At 58.8% G+C, this 21,210-nt stretch carries 23 protein-coding genes; 14 read left to right on the forward strand and 9 right to left on the reverse strand.

Going from position 1 to position 21,210, the window contains the following annotated elements; translation table 11 throughout:
- The first annotated feature begins 124 nt into the window (after window positions 1-124).
- Both ACIPLA_RS15845 and def read left to right on the forward strand, forming a co-directional pair.
- On the forward strand, window positions 125-1,069 hold the full coding sequence (locus tag ACIPLA_RS15845; protein WP_218397878.1) for a YihY/virulence factor BrkB family protein: 945 nt from the start codon (window positions 125-127) through the stop codon (window positions 1,067-1,069).
- Window positions 1,066-1,605 (forward strand): peptide deformylase, encoded by a 540-nt coding sequence (def, locus tag ACIPLA_RS15850; protein ID WP_008069131.1) that lies wholly within the window; start codon window positions 1,066-1,068, stop codon window positions 1,603-1,605. Before ACIPLA_RS15845 ends, def begins: the two co-directional genes overlap by 4 nt.
- 138 nt (window positions 1,606-1,743) lie before the next feature.
- Here def and ACIPLA_RS15855 read toward each other — a convergent pair whose 3' ends face one another.
- Window positions 1,744-2,160, reverse strand: coding sequence for a GNAT family N-acetyltransferase (locus ACIPLA_RS15855; RefSeq protein WP_218397876.1), 417 nt, complete (start codon window positions 2,158-2,160; stop codon window positions 1,744-1,746).
- Between the two features lie 342 nt (window positions 2,161-2,502).
- Between ACIPLA_RS15855 and ACIPLA_RS15860 the strand changes: the two genes are divergently transcribed.
- From ACIPLA_RS15860 to ACIPLA_RS15875, 4 genes are all read left to right on the forward strand, one after another.
- The gene (locus tag ACIPLA_RS15860; protein ID WP_401174042.1) at window positions 2,503-3,444 is read left to right on the forward strand and encodes a fatty acid desaturase; all 942 of its coding nucleotides are present in this window, start codon (window positions 2,503-2,505) and stop codon (window positions 3,442-3,444) included.
- A 136-nt stretch (window positions 3,445-3,580) separates the two neighbouring features.
- Entirely contained in the window at window positions 3,581-4,372 is a 792-nt protein-coding gene (locus ACIPLA_RS15865; protein WP_218397871.1) for a phosphate/phosphite/phosphonate ABC transporter substrate-binding protein, read from the forward strand.
- 239 nt (window positions 4,373-4,611) lie between these two features.
- The gene (locus ACIPLA_RS15870; RefSeq protein ID WP_401174045.1) at window positions 4,612-5,160 is read left to right on the forward strand and encodes a sigma-70 family RNA polymerase sigma factor; all 549 of its coding nucleotides are present in this window, start codon (window positions 4,612-4,614) and stop codon (window positions 5,158-5,160) included.
- A complete protein-coding gene (locus ACIPLA_RS15875) occupies window positions 5,157-6,170 on the forward strand; it encodes an ABC transporter substrate-binding protein (RefSeq protein ID WP_218397867.1) in 1,014 nt (337 codons plus the stop codon). The genes ACIPLA_RS15870 and ACIPLA_RS15875 overlap by 4 nt, the downstream gene beginning before the upstream one ends.
- 251 nt (window positions 6,171-6,421) lie before the next feature.
- Here the strand turns inward: ACIPLA_RS15875 and ACIPLA_RS15880 are convergent, their stop codons facing one another.
- The 3 genes from ACIPLA_RS15880 to ACIPLA_RS15890 form a co-directional block, all read right to left on the reverse strand.
- Entirely contained in the window at window positions 6,422-7,165 is a 744-nt protein-coding gene (locus ACIPLA_RS15880) for an NAD-dependent epimerase/dehydratase family protein (protein WP_401174049.1), read from the reverse strand.
- Between the two features lie 43 nt (window positions 7,166-7,208).
- Window positions 7,209-7,841, reverse strand: a complete 633-nt coding sequence (locus ACIPLA_RS15885; RefSeq protein WP_401174052.1) for a glutathione S-transferase family protein — start codon at window positions 7,839-7,841, stop codon at window positions 7,209-7,211.
- Window positions 7,842-7,908: 67 nt separating this feature from the next.
- Window positions 7,909-8,940, reverse strand: a complete 1,032-nt coding sequence (locus ACIPLA_RS15890) for a LacI family DNA-binding transcriptional regulator (protein ID WP_123501447.1) — start codon at window positions 8,938-8,940, stop codon at window positions 7,909-7,911.
- A gap of 215 nt (window positions 8,941-9,155) precedes the next feature.
- Here ACIPLA_RS15890 and ACIPLA_RS15895 point away from each other — a divergent pair, with 215 nt between their 5' ends.
- Window positions 9,156-9,689 carry a gluconokinase gene (locus ACIPLA_RS15895; protein ID WP_007902444.1) on the forward strand — a complete coding sequence of 178 codons (534 nt, stop codon included), beginning with the start codon at window positions 9,156-9,158 and terminating at the stop codon, window positions 9,687-9,689.
- 83 nt (window positions 9,690-9,772) lie between these two features.
- A complete protein-coding gene (locus ACIPLA_RS15900; RefSeq protein WP_218397862.1) occupies window positions 9,773-11,125 on the forward strand; it encodes a GntP family permease in 1,353 nt (450 codons plus the stop codon).
- Window positions 11,126-11,200: 75 nt separating this feature from the next.
- Here ACIPLA_RS15900 and alaC read toward each other — a convergent pair whose 3' ends face one another.
- Entirely contained in the window at window positions 11,201-12,421 is a 1,221-nt protein-coding gene (alaC, locus tag ACIPLA_RS15905) for an alanine transaminase (RefSeq protein ID WP_218397859.1), read from the reverse strand.
- A 138-nt stretch (window positions 12,422-12,559) separates the two neighbouring features.
- On the opposite strand from alaC, the gene ACIPLA_RS15910 reads away from it, so the two are divergent.
- The 3 genes from ACIPLA_RS15910 to ACIPLA_RS15920 all read left to right on the forward strand — a co-directional run bounded on the left by ACIPLA_RS15910 (window position 12,560) and on the right by ACIPLA_RS15920 (window position 14,359).
- Window positions 12,560-13,222 carry a LysE family translocator gene (locus tag ACIPLA_RS15910; protein ID WP_401174057.1) on the forward strand — a complete coding sequence of 221 codons (663 nt, stop codon included), beginning with the start codon at window positions 12,560-12,562 and terminating at the stop codon, window positions 13,220-13,222.
- A gap of 66 nt (window positions 13,223-13,288) precedes the next feature.
- Complete coding sequence (locus ACIPLA_RS15915) at window positions 13,289-13,774, forward strand: GyrI-like domain-containing protein (RefSeq protein WP_123501443.1); 486 nt, start codon at window positions 13,289-13,291, stop codon at window positions 13,772-13,774.
- Window positions 13,775-13,870: 96 nt separating this feature from the next.
- A complete protein-coding gene (locus ACIPLA_RS15920) occupies window positions 13,871-14,359 on the forward strand; it encodes a GNAT family N-acetyltransferase (protein WP_218397853.1) in 489 nt (162 codons plus the stop codon).
- 149 nt (window positions 14,360-14,508) lie between these two features.
- On the opposite strand, the gene ACIPLA_RS15925 is transcribed toward ACIPLA_RS15920, so the two are convergent.
- From ACIPLA_RS15925 to ACIPLA_RS15940, 4 genes are all read right to left on the reverse strand, one after another.
- Window positions 14,509-16,341 carry an ABC transporter ATP-binding protein gene (locus ACIPLA_RS15925; RefSeq protein WP_401174062.1) on the reverse strand — a complete coding sequence of 611 codons (1,833 nt, stop codon included), beginning with the start codon at window positions 16,339-16,341 and terminating at the stop codon, window positions 14,509-14,511.
- Between the two features lie 85 nt (window positions 16,342-16,426).
- Window positions 16,427-16,984 (reverse strand): peptidylprolyl isomerase A, encoded by a 558-nt coding sequence (locus ACIPLA_RS15930; RefSeq protein WP_007902463.1) that lies wholly within the window; start codon window positions 16,982-16,984, stop codon window positions 16,427-16,429.
- A gap of 3 nt (window positions 16,985-16,987) precedes the next feature.
- Window positions 16,988-17,791 (reverse strand): alpha/beta fold hydrolase, encoded by an 804-nt coding sequence (locus ACIPLA_RS15935; protein WP_401174065.1) that lies wholly within the window; start codon window positions 17,789-17,791, stop codon window positions 16,988-16,990.
- A 14-nt stretch (window positions 17,792-17,805) separates the two neighbouring features.
- Window positions 17,806-18,729 carry a LysR family transcriptional regulator gene (locus tag ACIPLA_RS15940; RefSeq protein WP_008069097.1) on the reverse strand — a complete coding sequence of 308 codons (924 nt, stop codon included), beginning with the start codon at window positions 18,727-18,729 and terminating at the stop codon, window positions 17,806-17,808.
- Window positions 18,730-18,778: 49 nt separating this feature from the next.
- Here ACIPLA_RS15940 and ACIPLA_RS15945 point away from each other — a divergent pair, with 49 nt between their 5' ends.
- The 3 genes from ACIPLA_RS15945 to ACIPLA_RS15955 all read left to right on the forward strand — a co-directional run bounded on the left by ACIPLA_RS15945 (window position 18,779) and on the right by ACIPLA_RS15955 (window position 21,152).
- Window positions 18,779-19,108 (forward strand): 3-phosphoglycerate kinase, encoded by a 330-nt coding sequence (locus ACIPLA_RS15945; protein WP_218397845.1) that lies wholly within the window; start codon window positions 18,779-18,781, stop codon window positions 19,106-19,108.
- Window positions 19,109-19,337: 229 nt separating this feature from the next.
- Window positions 19,338-19,937 carry an FMN-dependent NADH-azoreductase gene (locus ACIPLA_RS15950; RefSeq protein ID WP_218397843.1) on the forward strand — a complete coding sequence of 200 codons (600 nt, stop codon included), beginning with the start codon at window positions 19,338-19,340 and terminating at the stop codon, window positions 19,935-19,937.
- Window positions 19,938-20,282: 345 nt separating this feature from the next.
- The gene (locus ACIPLA_RS15955) at window positions 20,283-21,152 is read left to right on the forward strand and encodes a carboxylate/amino acid/amine transporter (RefSeq protein ID WP_401174070.1); all 870 of its coding nucleotides are present in this window, start codon (window positions 20,283-20,285) and stop codon (window positions 21,150-21,152) included.
- Window positions 21,153-21,210: the final 58 nt, after the last annotated feature.

A 21,210-nucleotide genomic window follows, 5' to 3' on the forward strand; every position in this document is an offset into this window, starting at 1 on the left:
TTGTGTTGGATAGGCGAGATATACCCTGTGATTGTTTCAAAGTCGCCAAGTAGGCTACTTTGTTGTAGAAAACGGCCCCTGAGTCGCCATGACTTCAACCTTTTTGCGGCGAAAGGAGACGCTAATGTTTTTTCCGACCATGAAAGGTTTGCCCCTGCATCGGGTGATGATGCGTACGGTCACCGAATTCGTCGACGACGAGATGTCGACCTATGCCTCGGCGCTGGCCTATCAAATGCTGTTCTCGCTGTTCCCTTTTATCCTGTTTCTGATCGCCCTGATCGGTTTTCTGCATTTGCCGGACTTCTTTTCCTGGCTGCGCCTGCAATCAGAGCTGGTTCTGCCACCCCAGGCGCTGGAGCAGGTGAACCCGGTGATCGACCAGCTCCAGCAATCCAAGGGCGGCTTGCTCTCGGTGGGTATCGTGATCGCCCTGTGGACCGCGTCCGCCGGTGTGCGGCTGATGATGAGCGCGATGAACGCCGCGTATGACGTGGTTGAAGGCCGTCCGGTCTGGAAACGTTTTCCACTGTCGATTTTCTACACCATCGGCATCGCCGGCATGTTGCTGATTGCTGCCGCCCTGATGGTGCTCGGGCCGCAGGTGATGGGTTGGATTGCCTCGCAAGTGGGCCTCGAAGATTTTATCGTGACCCTGTGGACCATCGTTCGCTGGCCGGTGATCGTGGTTCTGTTGATGATGGCGGTGGCGCTGATTTACTACGTCATGCCCGACGTCAAACAAGAGTTTCGCTTCATCACCCCGGGTGCGGTGTTGTCCGTGGTGGTCTGGATCATCGCTTCGCTGGGCTTTGGTCTCTATGTCAAAACCTTCGCCAATTACAACGCCATGTATGGCAGTATCGGCGCGATCATCGTGTTGCTGCTGTACTTCTATATTTCCGCTGCCGTGCTGTTGCTCGGCGCGGAAATGAACGCGGTGATCGAGCACATGTCATCCGAAAGCAAGAAACACGGCGAAAACGTGCCCGACGAACCCAAACACCACGTTTCGGGACTGGGACGGGACCACTCAATCAAGCCGACCACTGACGAAGCCCTGAAATGATCCGTGAAATTCTGAAAATGGGCGATGAACGCCTGCTGCGCATTGCCCCACCGGTGCCGACAGAAATGTTCGACAGCCCTGAGTTGTGGCAATTGATCGACGACATGTTCCAGACCATGGAAAGCGTCGGCGGAGTCGGCCTGGCCGCGCCGCAGATCGGTGTCGACCTGCAACTGGTGATCTTTGGTTTCGAACACAGCGAACGCTACCCGGACGCCGAAGCGGTGCCGCAGACGATTCTGATCAATCCGCTGATCACGCCATTGAGCCCGACCCTTGAAGAGGGTTTCGAAGGCTGCCTGTCGGTGCCGGGCCTGCGTGGGGCGGTGGATCGTTATCAGCAGATTCGTTATGAAGGCTTCGATCCCAAGGGCGAGCCGATCGTGCGCATTGCCTCGGGATTTCATGCGCGGGTGGTGCAGCATGAATGCGATCACCTGATCGGCCGGTTATACCCGTCGCGCATCAGTGATTTCAGCAAATTCGGCTTTACCGAGGTGATGTTCCCGGATCTGGACCCAGCGGCGGACGACTGAGATCGTCCTTCGAATCCAACACAAAATCAATGTGGGAGCGGGCTTGCTCGCGAAGGGGCCGGCACATCCGACATCTCTGTCGACTGACACACCGCTTTCGCGAGCAAGCCCGCTCCCACATTTAATCTTTACAAGTCTCTAGTGCTTCGGTTCCAGCCCCATCGCAATCATCGGTTTGCTCCGCGCATAACGGCTCAACCGTTCAGCCATGGCATAGGGCATGGGTGGGTCGAAGGTAAAGCCGCGGCGCTCATAAAAGCCACGCAAATCCGGATGGCAGAACAACCAGACGGGTTCTTCGAGGTGCTTGATGGCGTGGGCGATCAACGTCGCGGCGATCCCTTGCTCGCGACAGCGCGGGTCGACGAACAACCCGGTCAGCCAATGCCCGCCGGCCACCGGCCGCAAACATAACGCCGCAATGATCTCATCGCGTTTCGCGACCCACAGGCGAGCGTCGCGGACTGCTTTCATCGACGATTGGTGGGCGCGGTAAAACTTGTTCATCAACGGCCATAACGGCTCGTCGAGCAAGGTGTACTGGGTGTTGGGCATGGGCCTGGACTGTCAGTGCGCAAAGCGGGTGATTATAAAAGAACGCGGGCGCCGCGATAGGTGTATACCTGATCTCACGTCCCGTATGAGTGGAGTATGTATCATGGCCAAAGGCATGGATTCAAAGAAAGCGGCAAAGAAGAAACCGGCTAAAACCGCCGATGAAAAACGTGCGGACAAGAAGGCCAAGAAGGTGGGCGTGTTCGGCCACTGATCCCGCGTCAACGGAGCCCGAGTCCTCGGGCTCCTTGTTTTTCAGGCCTATCGAAATAACCAGATAATCTGCAAGAAATCCCTGCGCCGTTGCACAGAGGGGGACTGGTTCCCGTTCTGAGCAAAGCCATGCCCCATTACTTCGATGCTGCCCACCGTGAAGAAATCGAAACCCTGCGCCAACGCCTGACCGCTCGCACCGAGTGGCCGACCTGGCTGCTGTTGATCGGCGTATACGTCGGCTGGTTCAGCATTGTCCTGGGCAGCGCCCGATTGGGGCTTTGGTGGAGCACCTTGTTGCTGATTCCACTGATGGTGTTGTGGTTGTCGGTGCAGCATGAATTGCTGCACGGCCATCCCACCTGTTGGCAAACGCTGAACAAAGTCCTCGGTTATGCGCCGTTCGCGGTCTGGTATCCCTACACCCTGTACCGCGACAGTCATTTGCTGCATCACCGCGATGAAGACCTGACCGTCCCCGGTCGCGATCCGGAAAGCCGTTACCTGAGCGCAGAACAATGGCAGCGCCGTTCACCATTCGAACAAGGCCTGCTCTGGCTGAACAAAACCGTGCTCGGGCGCTTTGTCCTCGGTGCGCCACTGGCCTTGCTCGCGCTGGCCCGGGAAGAGTTGCAACGGCTAAAAGCGGGTGAGCGCCAAGCCTGGTTGATGTGGCTTACCCACGGTGCGCTGACGCTGCTGATGCTGACGTTCATCGCCCGCTATAGCGTGCTGCCGGTCTGGCATTACCTGTTGCTGATCAGCGTGCCGGCGCTGTCGATTGCGATGATCCGCTCTTACTATGAACACCGTCCCCACGTGCAACCCGAGCAACGCACCGTCATCAATGAAGCGGCATGGCCGTGGCGCTGGCTGTTCCTGAACCTCAACCTGCACCTGGTGCATCACGATTTGCCCAGCCTGCCCTGGTACGACCTGCCGCGGGCCTATCGCACGCGTCGCGAGCAATGGCTGACGCGTAGTGGCGGGTTTCTGGTGCAGGGTTATGTTCAGTTGATACGCGAGCATGGGGTGAGGGCGATCGACAGCCCGCGGCATCCGTTTCACTGATTGCGAATGAGTTCCCCCTGTGGGAGCGGGCTTGCTCGCGAAGGCGGTGTGTCATGCAACATCAATATTGACTGACATGACCCCTTCGCGAGCAAGCCCGCTCCCACAGGGGATTTTTGTTGCATGGGAAGATTCAATGACACAACACCTCGCTGAACTACTGATGTACGTCGCCCCCGAGCCGATCCGCCGAGCGAATGAGCGTTGGCTGGCGCAGATCGTCGAACAACTCGGCAGCACTCGCCTCGATGCCGAAGGGCTGTCGCTGATGGACCTCTGGCTGTCCCCGCACCTGCTGTTGACCCAGACTTGCGGCTATCCCTTGATGACGGCTTTACGCGGTCGTGTCCGGGTTATCGGTCGTCCTCGTTACGAACTTCCAGACAGCAATGGCGGTAACCATTGCAGCCTGTTATTGACTCGCGCCGACGATCCTCGATGGACCTTGTCAGCCTTGCGGGGCAGTCGCGGTGTGATCAACGGCGAAGACTCTAACAGTGGCATGAACCTGTTGCGTCACCGATTGGCGCCACTGCACCGCGACGGGCAGTTTTTTGCCAGTGTGGCCATTAGCGGCAGCCACCGCGAAAGCCTGCGTTGGCTGCGTGATGACCTGGCAGACCTGGCCGCCATCGACAGCGTGACCTTCGCCTATCTGGCGCAGCATGCCCAGGCAGAAGTCGAAGGCCTACGCGTGTTGGCGCGCACGGCGTTTAGTCCGACGTTGCCCTACATCGCGGCCGCTGGCACCACCGATGAGCAGGCTGAACAGCTTCGATGGGTGATGAATCAGACGTTGAAGGAACTGCCCGAAGTCGCGGAAATCCTCGGCCTGCAGGAAGTGCTGCCGACCACCGAAAGCGACTATCAAGTCATTCTCGATTATCAGCAGGAGGCCGAAGCGCTGGGGTACGGGCGGTTGCGATGAGGCTTGAGGCTTGTGCCGACAGTTCCGTCAATCGCGGGCAAGCCACGCTCCCACTGGATTTCGGTGGACTTGTGGGAGCGTGGCTTGCCCGCGATAGCGATGTATCAGGCGCCGCTTATTTAAATTCATTTATGGAATATAAAAATTCATTTTAAATATTATTAATGAATAAGGCTCCTTGCTAGGATCGCGCCACCGGATCACCGGACATTCAGCGACCCCTAACTCATGGAGCCTCTATGTCCGGCGCCGACCTTTCTCATCGCAACGACGTGGGCGGATTGTTCCGCGCCCACTATGCCTGGCTGTGCACACGGCTACGCCATTACCTGGGGGCCAGTCCCAGCGTCGAAGACATCGCCGCCGAGACCTTCGTGCAGTTGCTCGAATCGCCAGGTCTGACGCCAATTCGCGAACCTCGCGCCTTACTCACCACCATTGCCCATCGGTTGATTTATCAGCTGTGGCGTCGTCGCGATCTGGAACGCCAGCACCTCGATCAGCTATCGCCGATTTACCCGTTCGGCGGACCATCGCCTGAAGATCTGGCGCAGTTTTCCCAGACCCTGACGCGCCTTGAACGGACCCTCGACCGCCTGCCGGGCAAGGTCAGGGCAACGTTTCTGTTGTCGCGAATCTACGGCCTGACCTACCCCCAAATCGCCGCCGAACTGGGCATTTCCCTGCGCTCGGTCAGCGTCTACATGACCCGCTCCCAGGCATTGTGCACCCAGCACAGCGCCAACGAACCCTTGAACCGACCACCCCTGACCCAGAGGTCCGCATGAGATCGATCAAAACCCTGCTCGGCAGTTCGCTGCTGGCCCTGAGCCTTGTGGCTGGACACGTTCCGGCTGCAGAAAAAACCACGCCCATCCACTTCGGTGACATCACCTGGGAAAGTGGCAGCCTGATCACCGAGATCCTGCGGTTGATCGTCGAGAAAGGTTATGGCTACCCGACTGACACCTTGCCGGGCAGTACTGTCAGCCTCGAAGCAGCCTTGGCGAGGAACGACATTCAAGTGATCGGCGAAGAGTGGGCCGGGCGCAGTCCGGCCTGGGTCAAGGCGGCATCGGAGGGCAAAGTGTTTGGTTTGGGCGACACGGTCAAAGGCGCCACCGAAGGTTGGTGGGTGCCGGAATACGTGATCAAGGGCGACCCGGAACGCGGCATTAAACCTTTGGCGCCGGAGCTGAAATCCGTCGCCGACCTGGCGCGCTACAAGGACGTGTTCCGCGACCCCGAAGACCCAAGCCGCGGACGCTTCCTCAACAGCCCGACCGGCTGGACGTCGGAGATCGTCAACAGCCAGAAACTCAAGGCCTATGACCTGACTGCGAGCTACGTCAACTTCCGCACCGGTTCCGGCGCGGCGCTGGATGCCGAGGTCGCTTCATCGATCCGCCGTGGCAAACCGGTACTGTTTTACTACTGGTCGCCGACGCCACTGCTGGGTCGATTCAAACTGGTGAAACTCGAAGAGCCGCCGTTCGATGCGCAAGCCTGGAAGACCCTGGCCGATGCCAACAACCCGAACCCCAAGGGCACACGTTCGATGCCGGCCAGCCTGGCTATCGGTGTGTCGGCACCGTTCAAGGCGCAGTACCCGGACCTGGTGGCGTTCTTCGAAAAGGTCGATTTGCCGATCAATCTGCTGAACCAGACCCTCGGGCAGATGAGCGAAAAACGCCAGCCACCGCGTCAGGTCGCCGAAGCGTTTTTGCGCGATCAGCCGCAGGTGTGGAAGGCCTGGGTGCCGGGGGAGGTGGCTACGAAGGTGAGTGAGAGTTTGTAGTTTTTGTCTTATGTTTCTGTAGTGTTTGAACTGCCGCCTTCGCGAGCAAGCCCGCTCCCACAGTAAATTTGTTGTGAACACACTATTGGTGAACACCGACAATCAAAATGTGGGAGCGGGCTTGCTCGCGAAGACGGCGGCACAATCAACATTGATGTCGTCTAATACACCGCTTTCGTTGGAACACCGCTGGGAGCAAGTCCGTTCCCCCAGCGCAAGAACCACGTTGTCCGGATTCTGAAAAAGCACAGTCAAGGAAACCCGATGGGAATGTCGAACTCCTGAAACGCATCATCCACCGGCCTATAACCCAACACCCGGGTAGTTTCACTGAGGTCCAGGCGTTTGAAACGGTTATTGGAAATACCGTGGGCGATCAGGTGTTGCACACCTTTGACCTCTACCGAGAGTTGCAGTAACTGCACCGCATCACGAGGGCTGAGCCATGCGCTCAGGTCGCGAGCGTTGGTCAATTCGTGACGGTCCGCAAACTCGAAAGCGCCGATGCGTATGGCGATGCTCGAGAGGTTGTGTTTGGCAGCGTAGAACGCACACAAGGCTTCGCCATAACACTTGCTGACGCCATACAGATTGGCCGGCATCACCTGCATGCCCGGTGTGATCTGCCGGTCCACCGGATAACCCTCTATGGTCTGCGCGCTGCTGGCGAACACCAACCGTTTACAACCCGCCGCCACGGCGGCTTCGAACAGGTAAGTGGTGGCCAGAATATTGTTGGGCAGTAACTCATCGAAAGAGGCGGTGGCGTGAGGGATGCCAGCCAGATGCACGATGACGTCGATGCCCTTCAGCACTTCGCTTATGGCGGTGAGGTCGGACAGGTCCTGGCGTACAAAGCGATGCGGTGAATCGACATTGAAGTCGGGCTCGATGCGATCCGTCAGCACGAAGGTGTAGCGGTCCTGCGAAGCTTGGAAAAAGGTTCTGCCGATTCTGCCGCAGGCGCCGGTCAGCAGTACGTTGAGTCCGTTCATGGGGTGCTCTTTTTATGGAAGGGCAGAGGGGGCGGATTTGGTGTTATGGCACGCCATTGCAAGCGTGTTCCATGAACCCCGACCGCAACGCCAGTCGTTGGCAATAGGCGTCGACGGCGGGATAGTCCGGGCGTTCCATCGGGGTCATCCGCCAGCGGTTGACCGACAATCCGATGAGGATATCGGCCAGTGTGAACTGCGGTCCGGCAACATACGCATCGGTTGTCGCGAGTTGCTGTTCGAGGATGCCCATTTTTGCGTTCCAGCCGCGAACGCCATCGGCAATCCGCTGCGAGTCCTGGAAGTTCGGCAATTGCCTGACCAGCGCAAAAAAAGCGTAGCCCCAAGACGGGTTGAGTTCGGTGGCTTGCCAGTCCATCCACTGCTCCACGCGAGCGCGGGCCGCCGGTTCGATGGGCAGCAGGTCAGTGTTTTGGTGTTTGCCGGCCAGGTACCGGCAAATGGTATTGGATTCCCACAGCACGCCGGCTTCGTCGATGAGGACCGGCACTTGTGCATTGGGGTTGAGCTGGAGAAATTCCGGGCTCTGGGTCGATGCGAAACCGCTGCCCCAGTCTTCGCGTTCGTAGGAAACGCCCAGTTCGTCGCAGGTCCACAGGACTTTTCTGACGTTGATTGATGAGGCCCGACCCAAAATCTTCAGCGTATGTCCCATTGAGCTTCTCCGTTTGCTGTTCCAGGTCTCGGGAATCTAGCACGCGGAGCGTGGGAATGGTCGCGCTTCAAGTGCTCTCGCGCACCTTCAATTCAAACCCCATATCCTGCACTGGTTTGGTCACTGAATTGCCGGCCAGCAAGGTCAGCATCAGCTCTGCGGAGCGACGGCCAATGGCTTCTCGTGGGGTGCTGATGCTGCTCAGGCGCGGAACCATGTGCTCAGATGCCGGCAGGTCGTTGAAGCCGAGGATCGCCACGCGTTCGGGGATCTTGATTCCATTGCGCAGCGCTTCGAGCAACGCGCCCTGAGCCAAGTCGTCGTTACCGAAGAAGATCGCATCGACGTCTGGATGGGCAGCGAGCAGTTGCAGGAACAATTCGCCGCCCAGACCCACCGACGAGGCTCGTGGTGTCAGCACTTCCAGGGCGGGATCATACAAACCGGCCTTTTGCAGCGCGCGACGGAAACCTTCGCCACGCAGTAGCGTGCGTTGATCGAGTTGCGCGCCGATGTAGGCCAGGCGTTTGCGACCGCGTGACAGCAAATGCCCGGCAGCGGTTTCGCCGGCAGCGACTTGCGAAAAGCCGACGCAATTGAGCCCGGCCGCGCTGTCCAGTTCCATCATGTAGACGCAGGGAATGTTGCTGGCCTCGATCATCCGCCGCGAACTTTCGGTGCGGTCGAAACCGGTCAGCAACAAGCCGCGAGGCTGATAAGCCATGTAATTGCGCAGCAGGTTTTCTTCTTCATCACGCGAGTAATGGAAGTTGCCGATCAGCACTTCGAAGCCCTTTGGTCGCAAAACCTGATGAATGGCTTCCAGCGTGTCGATGAACAGCAGGTTGGACAATGACGGCACCAAAACCACCACGGAATGGCTCTGGGCCGAGGCCAGGGCGCGGGCGGCGGGGTTGACCACGTAGTTCAGGTCGAGGGCGGCCTTCTGGACTTTTTCCACCAGTTCGGTGGCCACCGTGCTGACGCCGCGCAGGGCGCGGGAGGCGGTAATCGGGCTGACACCGGCCAGGCGCGCGACTTCGTTGAGGGTAGGGCGGCCAGTGGTGCGAGTATTTTTATCGTTTTTAGGGGTATTCATCGGACGGCTTGCCAAACAAAATTCAAGGCACTAAGGTAGCGCTGTCTCGATGCAGCTGCAAATGCGTGAACGAGGTTTGCCTGATCCTCGCTTTTTGGCCTCGAGAACGAACATGCTGCAACCCACAAAAATGACAAGAAGGCGTCGGCAACTTCTGCTTTTGCACTTGAGTCTTACGTCGCAAAGGTAGCGCTGTCTGCGCGCTGAGGTGTTACATGAATCATCCCATCACCGCCCTGGTCATCATGGGCGTTGCCGGTTGCGGCAAGACCTGCGTCAGCCAGTCCCTGTGCCAGCTTAGCGGCGCGACCGCCATTGAAGGCGACACTTTCCACCCTGCCGCCAATATCGAAAAGATGAGCGCGGGTATCCCTCTTAACGATGAAGACCGTGCCGGCTGGCTCGACAGCCTGTGCGATGAACTGCGCCGCGTCGATGCCAAGGGCGAGCGCCCGGTGCTGACCTGTTCGGCCCTCAAACACAGTTACCGCGAACGCTTGCGCAGTGCCTTGCCGGGCCTGGGCTTCGTTTTTCTTGAGCTGACCCCCGAAGTCGCCGCCGATCGTGTGTCTCATCGGCCGGGTCACTTCATGCCGTCGACCTTGATCGACAGCCAGTTCGCCACACTTGAATCGCCCGTTGGTGAGCCCCTGACCCTGGCTCTGGATGCGTCCAGCCACAGCGTCGATGAATTGGCGAAGCAGGCTCATGCATGGTGGCTCGATCATGGCTTGAAACTCGCCAGTTGAGTTTTGCTCCAAGAGATAGCGCTGTCCTGACGGCATTTGAATAATTGCTTTCATAACAACAACAAACAACGGAGACACCCCCCATGTTTGGCATGTCCCACGAGTCATTCCTGCTGCTAGACGCAGTGGTCACAGTGATCGGGCTTATCGTCCTGATCACCAAGTTCAAGTTGCACCCATTCCTCGCACTGATCATCGCCGCCGCCTTCCTCGGGCTGACGTCCGGCATGCCGATCGGCACCATCATCAAGGCGTTCCAGGATGGCTTCGGTGGGGTACTCGGTTTCGTCGGGATCATCCTGGCGCTGGGCACGATGCTCGGCAAAATGATGGCCGAATCAGGCGGTGCGGATCAGATTGCGCAGACGTTGATCCGCGCCTTCGGCAAGGACAAGGTGCAGTGGGCCATGATGTTCGCCGCGTTCCTGGTCGGCATTCCGCTGTTCTTCGAAATCGGCTTCGTGCTGCTGATTCCGCTGGTGTTCATCGTGGCCCGTCGCACTGGCGTGTCGATCATCAAGATCGGTATCCCGCTGCTGGCTGGTCTGTCCGCGGTACACGGCCTGGTGCCGCCGCACCCGGGTCCGCTGCTGGCCATCGGTGTGTTCGGTGCCGACATCGGTAAAACCATTCTGTACGGCCTGATCGTTGCGCTGCCAACGGCCATCATCGCTGGCCCGATCTACGGCACGTTCATTGCCAAGCACATTCCCGGTCATCCGAACCAGGAGCTGGTGGATCAACTGGCGCGCGAAACGGATTCGGCTGAATTGCCGAGCTTCGGCATCACTCTGGTGACCGTGCTGCTGCCGGTGTTCCTGATGCTGCTCAAGACATTTGCCGACGTGGTGCTGCCCGATGGCAACATCTTCCGCGCTTTCATGGACCTGATCGGTCACCCGATTTCGGCGTTGCTGCTGGCATTGCTGCTGTCGCTGTATACCTTCGGCTACAAGCAGGGCATCGGTTCCAGTCAAATGATGAAATGGCTGGATGCCAGCCTTGCGCCGACCGCCGCGATCATTCTGATCATCGGTGCCGGTGGTGGCTTCAAGCAGATGCTGGTGACCAGCGGTGTGGGTGATGTGATCGGCCACATGGCGGTGAACGCACAGATCTCGCCGATCCTGCTGGCCTGGCTGGTGGCGGCGGTGATTCGCATCGCCACCGGTTCAGCGACCGTGGCGACCATTACTGGCGCGGGCATCGTGGTGCCGGTGGTGGGGATGATTCCGGGCGTGAACCGTGAGCTGCTGGTACTGGCTACCGGTGCCGGTTCGTTGATCCTGTCCCACGTCAACGACGCCGGTTTCTGGCTGGTGAAGCAGTACTTCAACATGACCGTGGCGGAAACCTTCAAGACCTGGACCGCGATGGAAACCATCCTGTCCGTGGTGGGCCTGGGCTTCATCCTGCTGTTGTCGTTGTTCGTTTAAAAGCTTCGCGGGCAAGCCTCGCTCCTACAGGAATGGTATGAACCTGTAGGAGCGAGGCTTGCCCGCGAAGGCGATTTAACTGGAGCTGGTTTTCTGAACCAACCCATCCGCCCGAAACATCCCGCGAATCCCGCGCACGGCCTGACGAATCCGGTCCTGGTTTTCGATCAGCGCGAAGCGCACATGATCATCCCCATACTCGCCAAATCCCACACCCGGCGAGACACAGACCTTGGCTTCGGCCAGCAGTTTCTTGGCGAATTCCAGCGAACCCATGTGTGCGTAAGCCTCGGGAATCTTGGCCCAGACATACATCGACGCTTTCGGGTTTTCGACCATCCAGCCCAGTTCATGCAGGCCTTTGACCAGCACGTTGCGACGCTGTCGATACTGATCGGCAATGTCTTTGACGCATTGCTGATCGCCTTCCAGCGCCGCGATGGCCGCGACCTGCAGCGGGGTGAACGTGCCGTAATCGTGGTAGCTCTTGATCCGCGCCAGGGCGTTGACCAATTCCGGGTTGCCGACCATGAAGCCGATACGCCAGCCGGCCATGTTGTAGCTCTTGGACAGGGTGAAAAACTCCACCGCGATGTCCTTGGCGCCGGGCACTTGCATGATCGACGGGGCTTTCCAGCCGTCGTAGACGATGTCGGCGTAGGCCAGGTCGTGCACCACCAAAACGTCGTACTGCTTGGCGAGGGCGATCACCCGCTCGAAGAAATCCAGCTCCACGCACTGGGCGGTGGGGTTGGACGGGAAGCCGAGGATCATCATCTTCGGTTTCGGGATCGAGCCGCGAATCGCCCGTTCCAGCTCGGCGAAGAAATCCACGCCAGGAATCAGCGGCACCGACCGCACTTGGGCACCGGCAATCACGGCACCGTAGATGTGAATCGGATAGCTGGGGTTCGGCACCAGCACGGTGTCGCCCTGATCGAGGGTGGCCAGCATCAAATGCGCCAGACCCTCCTTGGAACCAATGGTGACAATGGCTTCGGTTTCCGGGTCGATGTCGACTTCGTAGCGATCCTTGTACCAGTTGGAAATCGCCCGGCGCAGGCGCGGAATCCCTTTGGACGTGGAGTAGCCGTGGGTGTCTTCACGCTGGGCAACAGTGACGAGTTTTTCGACAATGTGCGGCGGCGTGGCGCCGTCGGGGTTGCCCATGCTCAAGTCGATGATGTCTTCGCCACGACGACGGGCGGCCATCTTCAGCTCGGCAGTGATGTTGAAAACGTAAGGGGGGAGTCGATCTATGCGCGCAAAGCGGCGCGGCGAACCTTGTTCGGCCATTGTTGCCTCGGATAACGTAAGCGCCCGGAACCGTCCGAGCGACGCTGGCCACTGCGGTGGCCTGTGGCGGAATGTAAGGGCAGCTGTGGCAGACTGTCCAGCGTCTATGTAAACAATTTTTGCGAAGGAAATCGGTTGATGGAATTTACCAGCGGCTTTTTGCTGAGCCTTTCGCTGTGCCTGGACATCGGTGTGGCCAATATCGCGATGATCACGTTGGCGATGCAGCGCGGCTATTTCCAAGGCTTTGCCCTGGGGCTGGGGACGTGTGTCGGCGACCTGATTTACGCCGTGCTGGCATTGGCCGGGATGACCGTATTGCTGCAATACGAAGCCGTGCGATGGGTGTTGTGGATTGGCGGATCGGCGCTGCTGCTGTATTTCGCGGCGAAGATGATTTACTCGGCGATTCACCATGAAGCGCTGTTGGCGCAGACCGCTGAAGTCGGTCACAACTCCCACCGCAAGGAGTTCTTTCGCGGGATTTTCCTCGCCATGTCGTCCCCCAGCGCCATTCTCTGGTTCGCCGCGGTAGGCGGAACACTGATCGCCCGTTCCGGTGGTGGTGGCGCGGTCAGCTCGGCGCTGTTTCTTGGCGGTTTCTTGTGCGCCGGTGTGCTCTGGTGTGTGGGTCTGTGCTTCGCTGCGAGCCACGGCGGCAAATTGCTCGGGGACAAACTACTGCGTTATTCCTACATGGCTTCGGCAGCGATCTTCTGCTATTTCGCGGTCTACGTGATCCTATCGGGTTACAACGAGTTCATCGGTCCGGGCACTTTCGAACAGTTGCACGCACTGTAACTGGGCGAATCAGGTTTGGCTTCTATACTCCCAGCCGAACCCACCTTTTGTACCAGGAGTTGAGTCATGGATGAGCAAACAAGCGCCGAGAAGGTCGAGCCACGCTTTGAAAACGGGCACTTCATGCTCATAGCGGGGCTTGGTGGACGATTTACGGCGGAGACGACCAAAGCGATCCCCGACCTATGGGAGAAATTCATTCCCGAGATGGGCAAAATTCCCGGTCAGAAAAGCGAAGTAACCTACGGCATCTGCTGCAATCCGGATGGCAAGGGTGGTTTTGAATACATCGCCGGTGTCGAAATCAGCAAGCTCGACGACCTGCCCGAGAAGTACCGCTGGATCGAAGTTCAGCCTCAGAAGTATGCAGTCTTCGAACACAAGGGCTCTCTGGATGCCTTGCCCCAGACCTTTCAATACATCTGGAAAACCTGGCTGCCGAAGTCCGGTCATGAAGCGGCGGACGCTCCGGAGTTCGAACGCTACAGCGACGATTTCAACCCGAAGCTCAATACCGGCGTGCTGGAAATCTGGCTGCCGCTCAAGGCGTAATGAGCGGGTCGAGCGGCGGATCGGTGATTCGCCTCTCGATGTCGTATTGATGCTGATTTATGATCCCAACCTTTCCCACGCCGATTCCGAGCTGCCATGAACACCGTCATCCGCCACGTCAGCCCCGCTGACCTGGACCGTTGCTATGCCATCGAAACCGTTGCCTACGAAGGTGATGAAGCCGCTACCCGCGAGAAAATCGCCACCCGCATCGCCACCTGGCCCGAGGGCTTCATCGTTGCTGAAGTGAATGGCGTTGTCGCCGGTTTCATCAATTCCGGTGCGGCATTTCAGGTGGAGATGTCGGACGAAGCGTTCAAGGAGCTGATCGGCCACGACCCGGCCGGCCCGCACGTGGTGATCATGTCGGTGGTGGTGCATCCGGACTATCAGGGGCAGGGGCTGGCGAAACGCTTGATGAGTGAGTTTATCCAGCGCATGCGTGCACTGAACAAGTCCAGCATCCACCTGATGTGCAAAGAGCGGCACATTGCGCTCTATGCCGGGTTTGGTTTTGCCTACATCAAGCCCTCGACGTCGGACCATGGCGGGATGGCGTGGCATGAGATGGTGTTGACGCTGTAACCCGCGGGTACTGGAGATCCAGTGTGGGAGCGGCGGTGCGACGATTCGACTTGCTCGCGAAGAGGGAGTGTCAGTCAATATCGATGTTGCCTGACACACCGCATTCGCGAGCAAGCCCGCTCCCACAGGGCCGGTGTTGATCACAAACCTCAATCGATCCCGACAAAGCCGCCGGTCTGGTGCTGCCACAACCGCGCATACAAGCCGCCATGGGCCAGCAGTTCGGCGTGGCTGCCGGTTTCGGCAATTTTGCCGTTTTCCAGCACCACCAAACGGTCCATCCGCGCGATGGTCGAGAGGCGGTGGGCAATGGCGATCACGGTCTTGCCCTGCATCAGGGTTTCGAGGCTTTCCTGGATCGCTGCTTCGACTTCCGAGTCCAGTGCCGAGGTGGCTTCGTCCATGATCAGGATCGGCGCGTCCTTGAGCAGCACCCGGGCGATGGCAATCCGCTGACGCTGGCCACCGGAGAGCTTCACACCGCGTTCACCGACATGAGCATCGAAACCGGTGCGACCTTCAGAGTCCGACAGCAACGGGATGAACTCGTCGGCCCGGGCCTTGTGCACCGCTTCCCAGAGTTCGGCATCGGTGGCGTCGGGTTTGCCGTACAGCAAATTGTCGCGGATCGAACGGTGCAGCAGCGAAGTGTCCTGGGTGATCATGCCGATGCGTTCACGCAGGCTTTCCTGGCCGACTTCGGCGATGTTCTGGCCATCAATGAGAATCCGCCCGCCCTGCACGTCATAGAGGCGCAGCAGCAGATTGACCAACGTCGATTTGCCGGCACCGGACGGGCCGATCAAGCCGATTTTCTCGCCGGGTTTGATCGTCAGGTTGAGGTCGCTGATGATCCCGCTTTTCTTGCCGTAGTGGAAATCGACGTGATCGAAACGTACCTCGCCACGGGCCACCTTCAAAGGCTTGGCCTGCTCGCGGTCGGTGATGCTGACTGGCTGGGAGATGGTCTGCAAACCGTCCTGAACCATGCCGATGTTTTCGAAAATGCCCGTCACCACCCACATGATCCAGCCAGACATGTTGACGATGCGGATCACCAGGCCCGTGGCCAAGGCAATTGCACCCACTGAGATCAACGACTGCGTCCACAGCCACAGCGCGAGGCCGGTGGTGCTGACGATCAGCAGGCCGTTCATGCTGGTGATGGCCACGTCCATGCTGGTCACCACACGGCCGGCCAGTTGGGCTTTTTCGGTTTGTTCCTTGATCGCTTCGCGGGCGTATTGCTGTTCGAAGTTGGTGTGGGCGAACAGCTTCAGGGTGGTGATGTTGGTGTAGCCATCGACGATCCGTCCCATGAGTTTGGAGCGCGCATCGGACGACACCACCGAGCGTTCCTTGACCCGTGGCACGAAGTAGTAGAGGGCGCCGATGAAGGCGGCGATCCAGGTCAGCAGCGGGATCATCAGGCGCCAGTCGGCTTCGGCGAACAGCACCAGTGAACTGATCGCGTAGATCAGCACATGCCATAGCGCGTCCACCGCTTGCACAGCCGAATCGCGCAACGAGTTGCCGGTCTGCATGATGCGTTGGGCGATGCGCCCGGCGAAGTCGTTCTGGAAGAAATTGAGGCTCTGTTTGAGCACGTAACTGTGGTTTTGCCAGCGGATCAGGCTGGTCAGGCTGGGGCTCAAGGTCTGGTGCACCAGCAAGTCATGCAAGCCGACGAATATCGGGCGCAGGACCAACGCCACCACTGCCATCCAGGCCAGTTCGATGCCGTGTTCCTTGAAAAAATCGACGTTGGGCGTGCCTTGGGCGAGGTCGATGATGCGGCTCAGGTAGCTGAACAGCGCCACTTCGATCAGCGCGCCGAACAGGCCGACGATCAGCAGGACGGCGAAACTCGGCCAGACCTGCTTCAGGTAATAGGTGTAGAAGGGGAGAACCCGATCCGGCGGAGCCGCCGTCGGTGCATCGCGGAAAATGTCGATCAGTTTTTCAAAACGGCGATAAAGCATCAGTTCTCCGCCCGCGCACGGGCTCTCCTTTAAACGATATGAGCGGCGCCGGAGACCGACAGCCGCTCAAGCACTCCTGTGCAGATTAGTCTATGCGTTTGGCCGACTTGATGAAGACCGGGTCGGCCGGCACGTCTTTCATCCCACTTTTGGTGGTGGTCTGGGAGTTGACGATGACATCGACGACGTCCATCCCTTTAACGACTTTACCGAACACGGCATAGCCGTCGCCCTGGTCGAGAAAGTCGTTGTCTTTGACGTTGATGAAGAACTGGCTGGTGGCCGAATCCGGGACGGACGTACGAGCCATGGACAGCGTGCCACGCACGTTATGCAGGCCGTTCTTGGATTCGTTCTTGATCGGCGCCTTGGTTTCTTTTTGCTGCATCTGCTGAGTGAAACCGCCGCCCTGGACCATGAAGCCCGGAATCACACGGTGAAAAATCGTGTTGTTGTAAAAGCCGCTGTCGACGTACTCAAGGAAGTTCTTGGTACTGATCGGTGCCTTGACCGGGTCCAGTTCGATTTCGATCTGGCCGTTGGTGGTTTCCAGCAGCACGTGCGGCGCCTTGGCGGGCGTGGCGGCCATCAGGTTGGCGGCAAACAGAACGGAGCCGGCGACGAGGGCGATTTTTTTCAGCATAAGTCAGTGATCCTGAGTAGTGGTGTCGACTGCGGTGAGAAATTCGAGCAGCGTTTGGTTGAAGCGTTCCGGTTGATCCAGCGGGGTGGCGTGGCGCGAGTCGGCGATCACCACCAGCCGCGCATCGGGCAGCAGTTTTACGTAAGTTTCCTTCACCGAGACCGGTGTGTAATCGTGGTCTGCGCTAACGATGAGGGTTGGACAGGTGACTCGCGAAAGTCGTTCCTGAACCCCCCAACCTATGAGGGCATCGAAGCTGGCGAGATAAGCATGTTTGTGGTTCTTTGCCCAGCGCACGGCAATTTTTTGCCGCAAATCGGCTTGGTCGGGTTTGGGAAACAGTATGCGCCCCAAGGCTTTGCCGATTGTTTCCATGCTCAGCAGTCGGGCCATGCTCCAGCGTTTGATTAGCCACCAGTAGTCACTGGGCTTTTGCATTTTGACTTGCGGCTGGCTATTGACGATGCACAGACTTTTGAGCAATTGCGGCTGATCCACCGCCAGTTGAAAGCCGATTATGCCACCCATGGAAAGCCCTACATAATGTGTCGGGCCGAGGTGCAAGTGTTCAATGAGAGCGATCAGGTCGGCGCTGAATCCGGCGATGCTGTAACGCTCACGGGGTTTGTCGGAACGCCCGTGGCCGCGTACGTCCGGGACGATCACCCGGTAGCGGGCTGACAGCGCCGGGATCTGCATTTCCCAGTCCAGGGTGCTGGAACCCAGCCCGTGAACCAGCAGCAACGGCGTGCCGTGGCCATATTCCTCATAGTGCAGGTTGCAACCTTCATGTTCGAAATAGGCCATACGTACACTCCATGTCAGGCTTGTTCAGGGGCGGCGAAAGGTGCATCCAGCGGCGCGGTATCAAAGGTGCGCAGCAGTTCGATGAGAATCTGCGTCGCCGGGCCCAAGGGTTTGTCCTTGTTTGAATACAGATAGAAGCTCGGGTTGCGGCTGCCACCCTGGTCCAACGGTAGCACTTTGAGCGTACCTTCCTTGAGTTCGCGCTCGATCATGTGCCGGGGCAGCCAGGCGAAACCCAGGCCGCTGCTGACGAAAGTCGCGGCGGTGGCCAGGCTGCCGACGGTCCAGCGCTGCTCGGCGCCGAGCCAGCCGACGTCTCGTGGTTGCTGGCGGCCGGAGTCGCGGATCACCACTTGCATCTGGCTTTCCAGGTCCTGGAAGTTCAGTTCGCGGTTCAAGCGATGCAAGGAATGCTCGGGGTGGGCGACCGCGATAAATTCGACGTCGCTCAGTTCTGCGCCCAGATACCCAGGAATACTGAACCCGGTGATGGCCAGATCGGCCACGCCTTCAAGCAACACTTCCTCGACACCCGACAATACTTCTTCGCGCAGACGCACCCGGCAGCCACGGCTTTGCGGCATGAACGCGGTCAGTGCGCGGACGAGGCGGGCGCTGGGGTAGGCTGCGTCGACCACCAGCCGCACTTCCGCTTCCCAGCCTTGCTCCATGTGATGGGCCAGGTCTTCCAGTTGGCTGGCCTGTTTCACCAGTTGTCGGGAACGGCGTAACAACACGCCGCCGGCCTCGGTGAGCACCGCTTTGCGGCCGTCGATGCGTAGCAATGGCACACCGAGCTGGTCCTGCATGCGCGCTACGGTGTAGCTGACCGACGATTGCGAGCGGTGCAGCGCTTCGGCGGCCTGGGCGAAACCGCCGTGATCGACCACGGCCTGCAATGTTCGCCATTGATCAAGGGTCACGCGGGGCGCTTTCATGTTGAGCTCCTCTTGTCCTAAGCTGGCAGTCCTTATTGGAGGCTGCTGAATGAAAAAACTTTGTTGTGTGATGGCGGGTTGTGCGGCGTTGGCGATGTTGCCGCTGACGGCGTTTGCCTATCCGATCGACGTTCAAAAGCAATTGAACGGCTTGAGCATCGATTACAACGCCTTTGATACAGATGCCGATATCGCCTCCATTCAGGTGAACAACTACGGCAGCACCGATGCGATCTGCAAGGTGGTTTTCAACAATGGCCCGGAAGCGCCGCGTAACCGCACAATCGAAGTGCCTGCCGGTAAACACAAAAACGCCACCGCCAAGTTCACCCGCACCATCATCAAGATGCGTATCAACCTGACCTGCACCCCGAAATGACTTTGCAATCCTGTGGGAGCGGGCTTGCTCGCGAAGGCATTGTGTCAGCCAACAGTGGTTTCGACTGACACAATGCCTTCGCGAGCAAGCCCGCTCCCACAGGACATGCTCCGCTTATAAACGAATTTATCGATGCTTTATAGCAGTTATTTGCGCTTTTTCATCGATATGACTCTGTTTAACCTTCACTCCATCGACCTACAGCATTCTCAGATGGAGGCTACATCCCATGTCCCGCGTTCTGATCATCGAAAGCAGCGCCCGTCAGCAAGACTCGGTTTCCCGCCAGCTGACCCAGACCTTCATCAGCCAATGGAAAGCCGCACACCCGGCCGACCAGATCACCGTCCGTGACCTGGCCACCACCCCGGTGCCGCACCTGGACATCAATCTGCTGGGCGGCTGGATGAAACCTGCCGAACAACGCAACGACATCGAGCAGGCCTCGCTGGAGCGCTCCAACCTGCTGACCGACGAGCTGCTGGCCGCCGACGTGCTGGTGATGGCGGCTCCCATGTACAACTTCGCCATTCCGAGCACCCTCAAAGCCTGGCTCGACCACGTGCTGCGTGCCGGTGTGACCTTCAAGTACACCGAAACCGGCCCACAAGGTTTGCTCAGCGGCAAGCGCGCTTATGTACTCACCGCTCGCGGCGGGATCTACGCCGGCAGCACCGCCGATCACCAGGAACCGTACCTGCGCCAGGTCATGGCCTTCATCGGCATCCACGACGTCACATTCATTCACGCCGAAGGCATGAACCTGGGCGGTGACTTCCAGGAGAAAGGCCTGAACCAGGCCAACGCCAAGCTTTCCCAGGTCGCCTGAGCCGTTAATCGCCAGATAATCGCTGGATGGTCTAGTGACCTGGCGCAACCCTTCAAGCCTGCACGCGCATCGAACCTCCCTTTGCACTTGTTGCTCCTGAGTGCTCTAGCCCGATTGAACGCATTAGCGAGATCGGGCTTTTTTTTGCCTGCGATTTGATAAGCGGGCACACAACTCCCTGTGGAAGCGGGCTTGCTCGCGAAGAGGGCGTGTCAGTCGACATTAATGTTGCCTGACCCACCGCATTCGCGAGCAAGCCCGCTCCCACAGGGTTTTGTGTGTTGGCTGACTGTCGCGATGACGGGCAAAACCCGCTATCGTCGCGCCATTCGAAATGAGGCGACCATGGGCTATCTACTTTTTGTCACGCTGATCCAGGCGTTTTCCTTCAGCTTGATCGGCGAATACCTGGCCGGTCATGTCGACAGTTACTTCGCGGTGCTGGTGCGGGTGTTGCTGGCGGGGCTGGTGTTCATTCCGCTGACGCGCTGGCGTCAGGTCGAGCCCGCGTTCATGCGTGGGATGTTGCTGATCGGCGCGTTGCAGTTCGGCGTGACTTACGTCTGTTTGTATTTGAGCTTCCGGGTGCTAACGGTGCCGGAGGTGTTGCTGTTCACCATCCTCACACCGCTGCACGTGACCCTGATCGAAGATGCGCTGAACCGCCGCTTCAATCCGTGGGCCTTGATCGCGGCATTAGTGGCGGTACTCGGGGCGGCAGTGATTCGCTTTGACCGGATCAACCCGGATTTCTTCATGGGTTTCCTGCTGCTGCAACTCGCCAACTTCACCTACGCCGCCGGGCAGGTGCTCTACAAACATCTGGTGGCCCGCCATCCGAGTGATCTGCCGCATTACCGGCGCTTCGGATACTTCTACCTGGGCGCATTGGCGGTGGCATTGCCGGCGTTTCTGTTGTTCGGCAAACAGCACTTCCTGCCCGAAGCGCCGCTGCAATGGGGCGTGCTGATATTCCTCGGCCTGGTCTCGACCGCGCTGGGTTTGTACTGGTGGAACAAGGGCGCGTGCCTGGTGAACGGCGGGACGCTGGCGGTGATGAACAACCTGCATGTGCCAGTGGGGTTGCTGATCAACTTGCTGATCTGGAATCAGCATGAAGAGCTGGGGCGGTTGTTGTTTGGTGGGGCGGTGATTCTGATGGCGGTGTGGATTAGTCGGTTGGGTGTCAGGCCAACCGCAATCCGCTCTTCGTAGGAGCGAGGCTTGCCCGCGAAGGCGGTGTATCAGCCGACATCAATGTTGCCTGACACAC

This window comes from Pseudomonas sp. NPDC086112 (assembly GCF_044746425.1).
Classification (GTDB): Bacteria; Pseudomonadota; Gammaproteobacteria; order Pseudomonadales; family Pseudomonadaceae; genus Aquipseudomonas.

Bases quoted from the DNA above. Each gene is read 5' to 3' on its own strand.
- ACIPLA_RS15845 (WP_218397878.1), top strand. From the start codon at position 125: ATGTTTTTTCCGACCATGAAAGGTTTGCCCCTGCATCGGGTGATGATG.
- def (WP_008069131.1), top strand. From the start codon at position 1,066: ATGATCCGTGAAATTCTGAAAATGGGCGATGAACGCCTGCTGCGCATT.
- ACIPLA_RS15855 (WP_218397876.1), bottom strand. From the start codon at position 2,160: ATGCCCAACACCCAGTACACCTTGCTCGACGAGCCGTTATGGCCGTTG.
- ACIPLA_RS15860 (WP_401174042.1), top strand. From the start codon at position 2,503: ATGCCCCATTACTTCGATGCTGCCCACCGTGAAGAAATCGAAACCCTG.
- ACIPLA_RS15865 (WP_218397871.1), top strand. From the start codon at position 3,581: ATGACACAACACCTCGCTGAACTACTGATGTACGTCGCCCCCGAGCCG.
- ACIPLA_RS15870 (WP_401174045.1), top strand. From the start codon at position 4,612: ATGTCCGGCGCCGACCTTTCTCATCGCAACGACGTGGGCGGATTGTTC.
- ACIPLA_RS15875 (WP_218397867.1), top strand. From the start codon at position 5,157: ATGAGATCGATCAAAACCCTGCTCGGCAGTTCGCTGCTGGCCCTGAGC.
- ACIPLA_RS15880 (WP_401174049.1), bottom strand. From the start codon at position 7,165: ATGAACGGACTCAACGTACTGCTGACCGGCGCCTGCGGCAGAATCGGC.
- ACIPLA_RS15885 (WP_401174052.1), bottom strand. From the start codon at position 7,841: ATGGGACATACGCTGAAGATTTTGGGTCGGGCCTCATCAATCAACGTC.
- ACIPLA_RS15890 (WP_123501447.1), bottom strand. From the start codon at position 8,940: ATGAATACCCCTAAAAACGATAAAAATACTCGCACCACTGGCCGCCCT.
- ACIPLA_RS15895 (WP_007902444.1), top strand. From the start codon at position 9,156: ATGAATCATCCCATCACCGCCCTGGTCATCATGGGCGTTGCCGGTTGC.
- ACIPLA_RS15900 (WP_218397862.1), top strand. From the start codon at position 9,773: ATGTTTGGCATGTCCCACGAGTCATTCCTGCTGCTAGACGCAGTGGTC.
- alaC (WP_218397859.1), bottom strand. From the start codon at position 12,421: ATGGCCGAACAAGGTTCGCCGCGCCGCTTTGCGCGCATAGATCGACTC.
- ACIPLA_RS15910 (WP_401174057.1), top strand. From the start codon at position 12,560: ATGGAATTTACCAGCGGCTTTTTGCTGAGCCTTTCGCTGTGCCTGGAC.
- ACIPLA_RS15915 (WP_123501443.1), top strand. From the start codon at position 13,289: ATGGATGAGCAAACAAGCGCCGAGAAGGTCGAGCCACGCTTTGAAAAC.
- ACIPLA_RS15920 (WP_218397853.1), top strand. From the start codon at position 13,871: ATGAACACCGTCATCCGCCACGTCAGCCCCGCTGACCTGGACCGTTGC.
- ACIPLA_RS15925 (WP_401174062.1), bottom strand. From the start codon at position 16,341: ATGCTTTATCGCCGTTTTGAAAAACTGATCGACATTTTCCGCGATGCA.
- ACIPLA_RS15930 (WP_007902463.1), bottom strand. From the start codon at position 16,984: ATGCTGAAAAAAATCGCCCTCGTCGCCGGCTCCGTTCTGTTTGCCGCC.
- ACIPLA_RS15935 (WP_401174065.1), bottom strand. From the start codon at position 17,791: ATGGCCTATTTCGAACATGAAGGTTGCAACCTGCACTATGAGGAATAT.
- ACIPLA_RS15940 (WP_008069097.1), bottom strand. From the start codon at position 18,729: ATGAAAGCGCCCCGCGTGACCCTTGATCAATGGCGAACATTGCAGGCC.
- ACIPLA_RS15945 (WP_218397845.1), top strand. From the start codon at position 18,779: ATGAAAAAACTTTGTTGTGTGATGGCGGGTTGTGCGGCGTTGGCGATG.
- ACIPLA_RS15950 (WP_218397843.1), top strand. From the start codon at position 19,338: ATGTCCCGCGTTCTGATCATCGAAAGCAGCGCCCGTCAGCAAGACTCG.
- ACIPLA_RS15955 (WP_401174070.1), top strand. From the start codon at position 20,283: ATGGGCTATCTACTTTTTGTCACGCTGATCCAGGCGTTTTCCTTCAGC.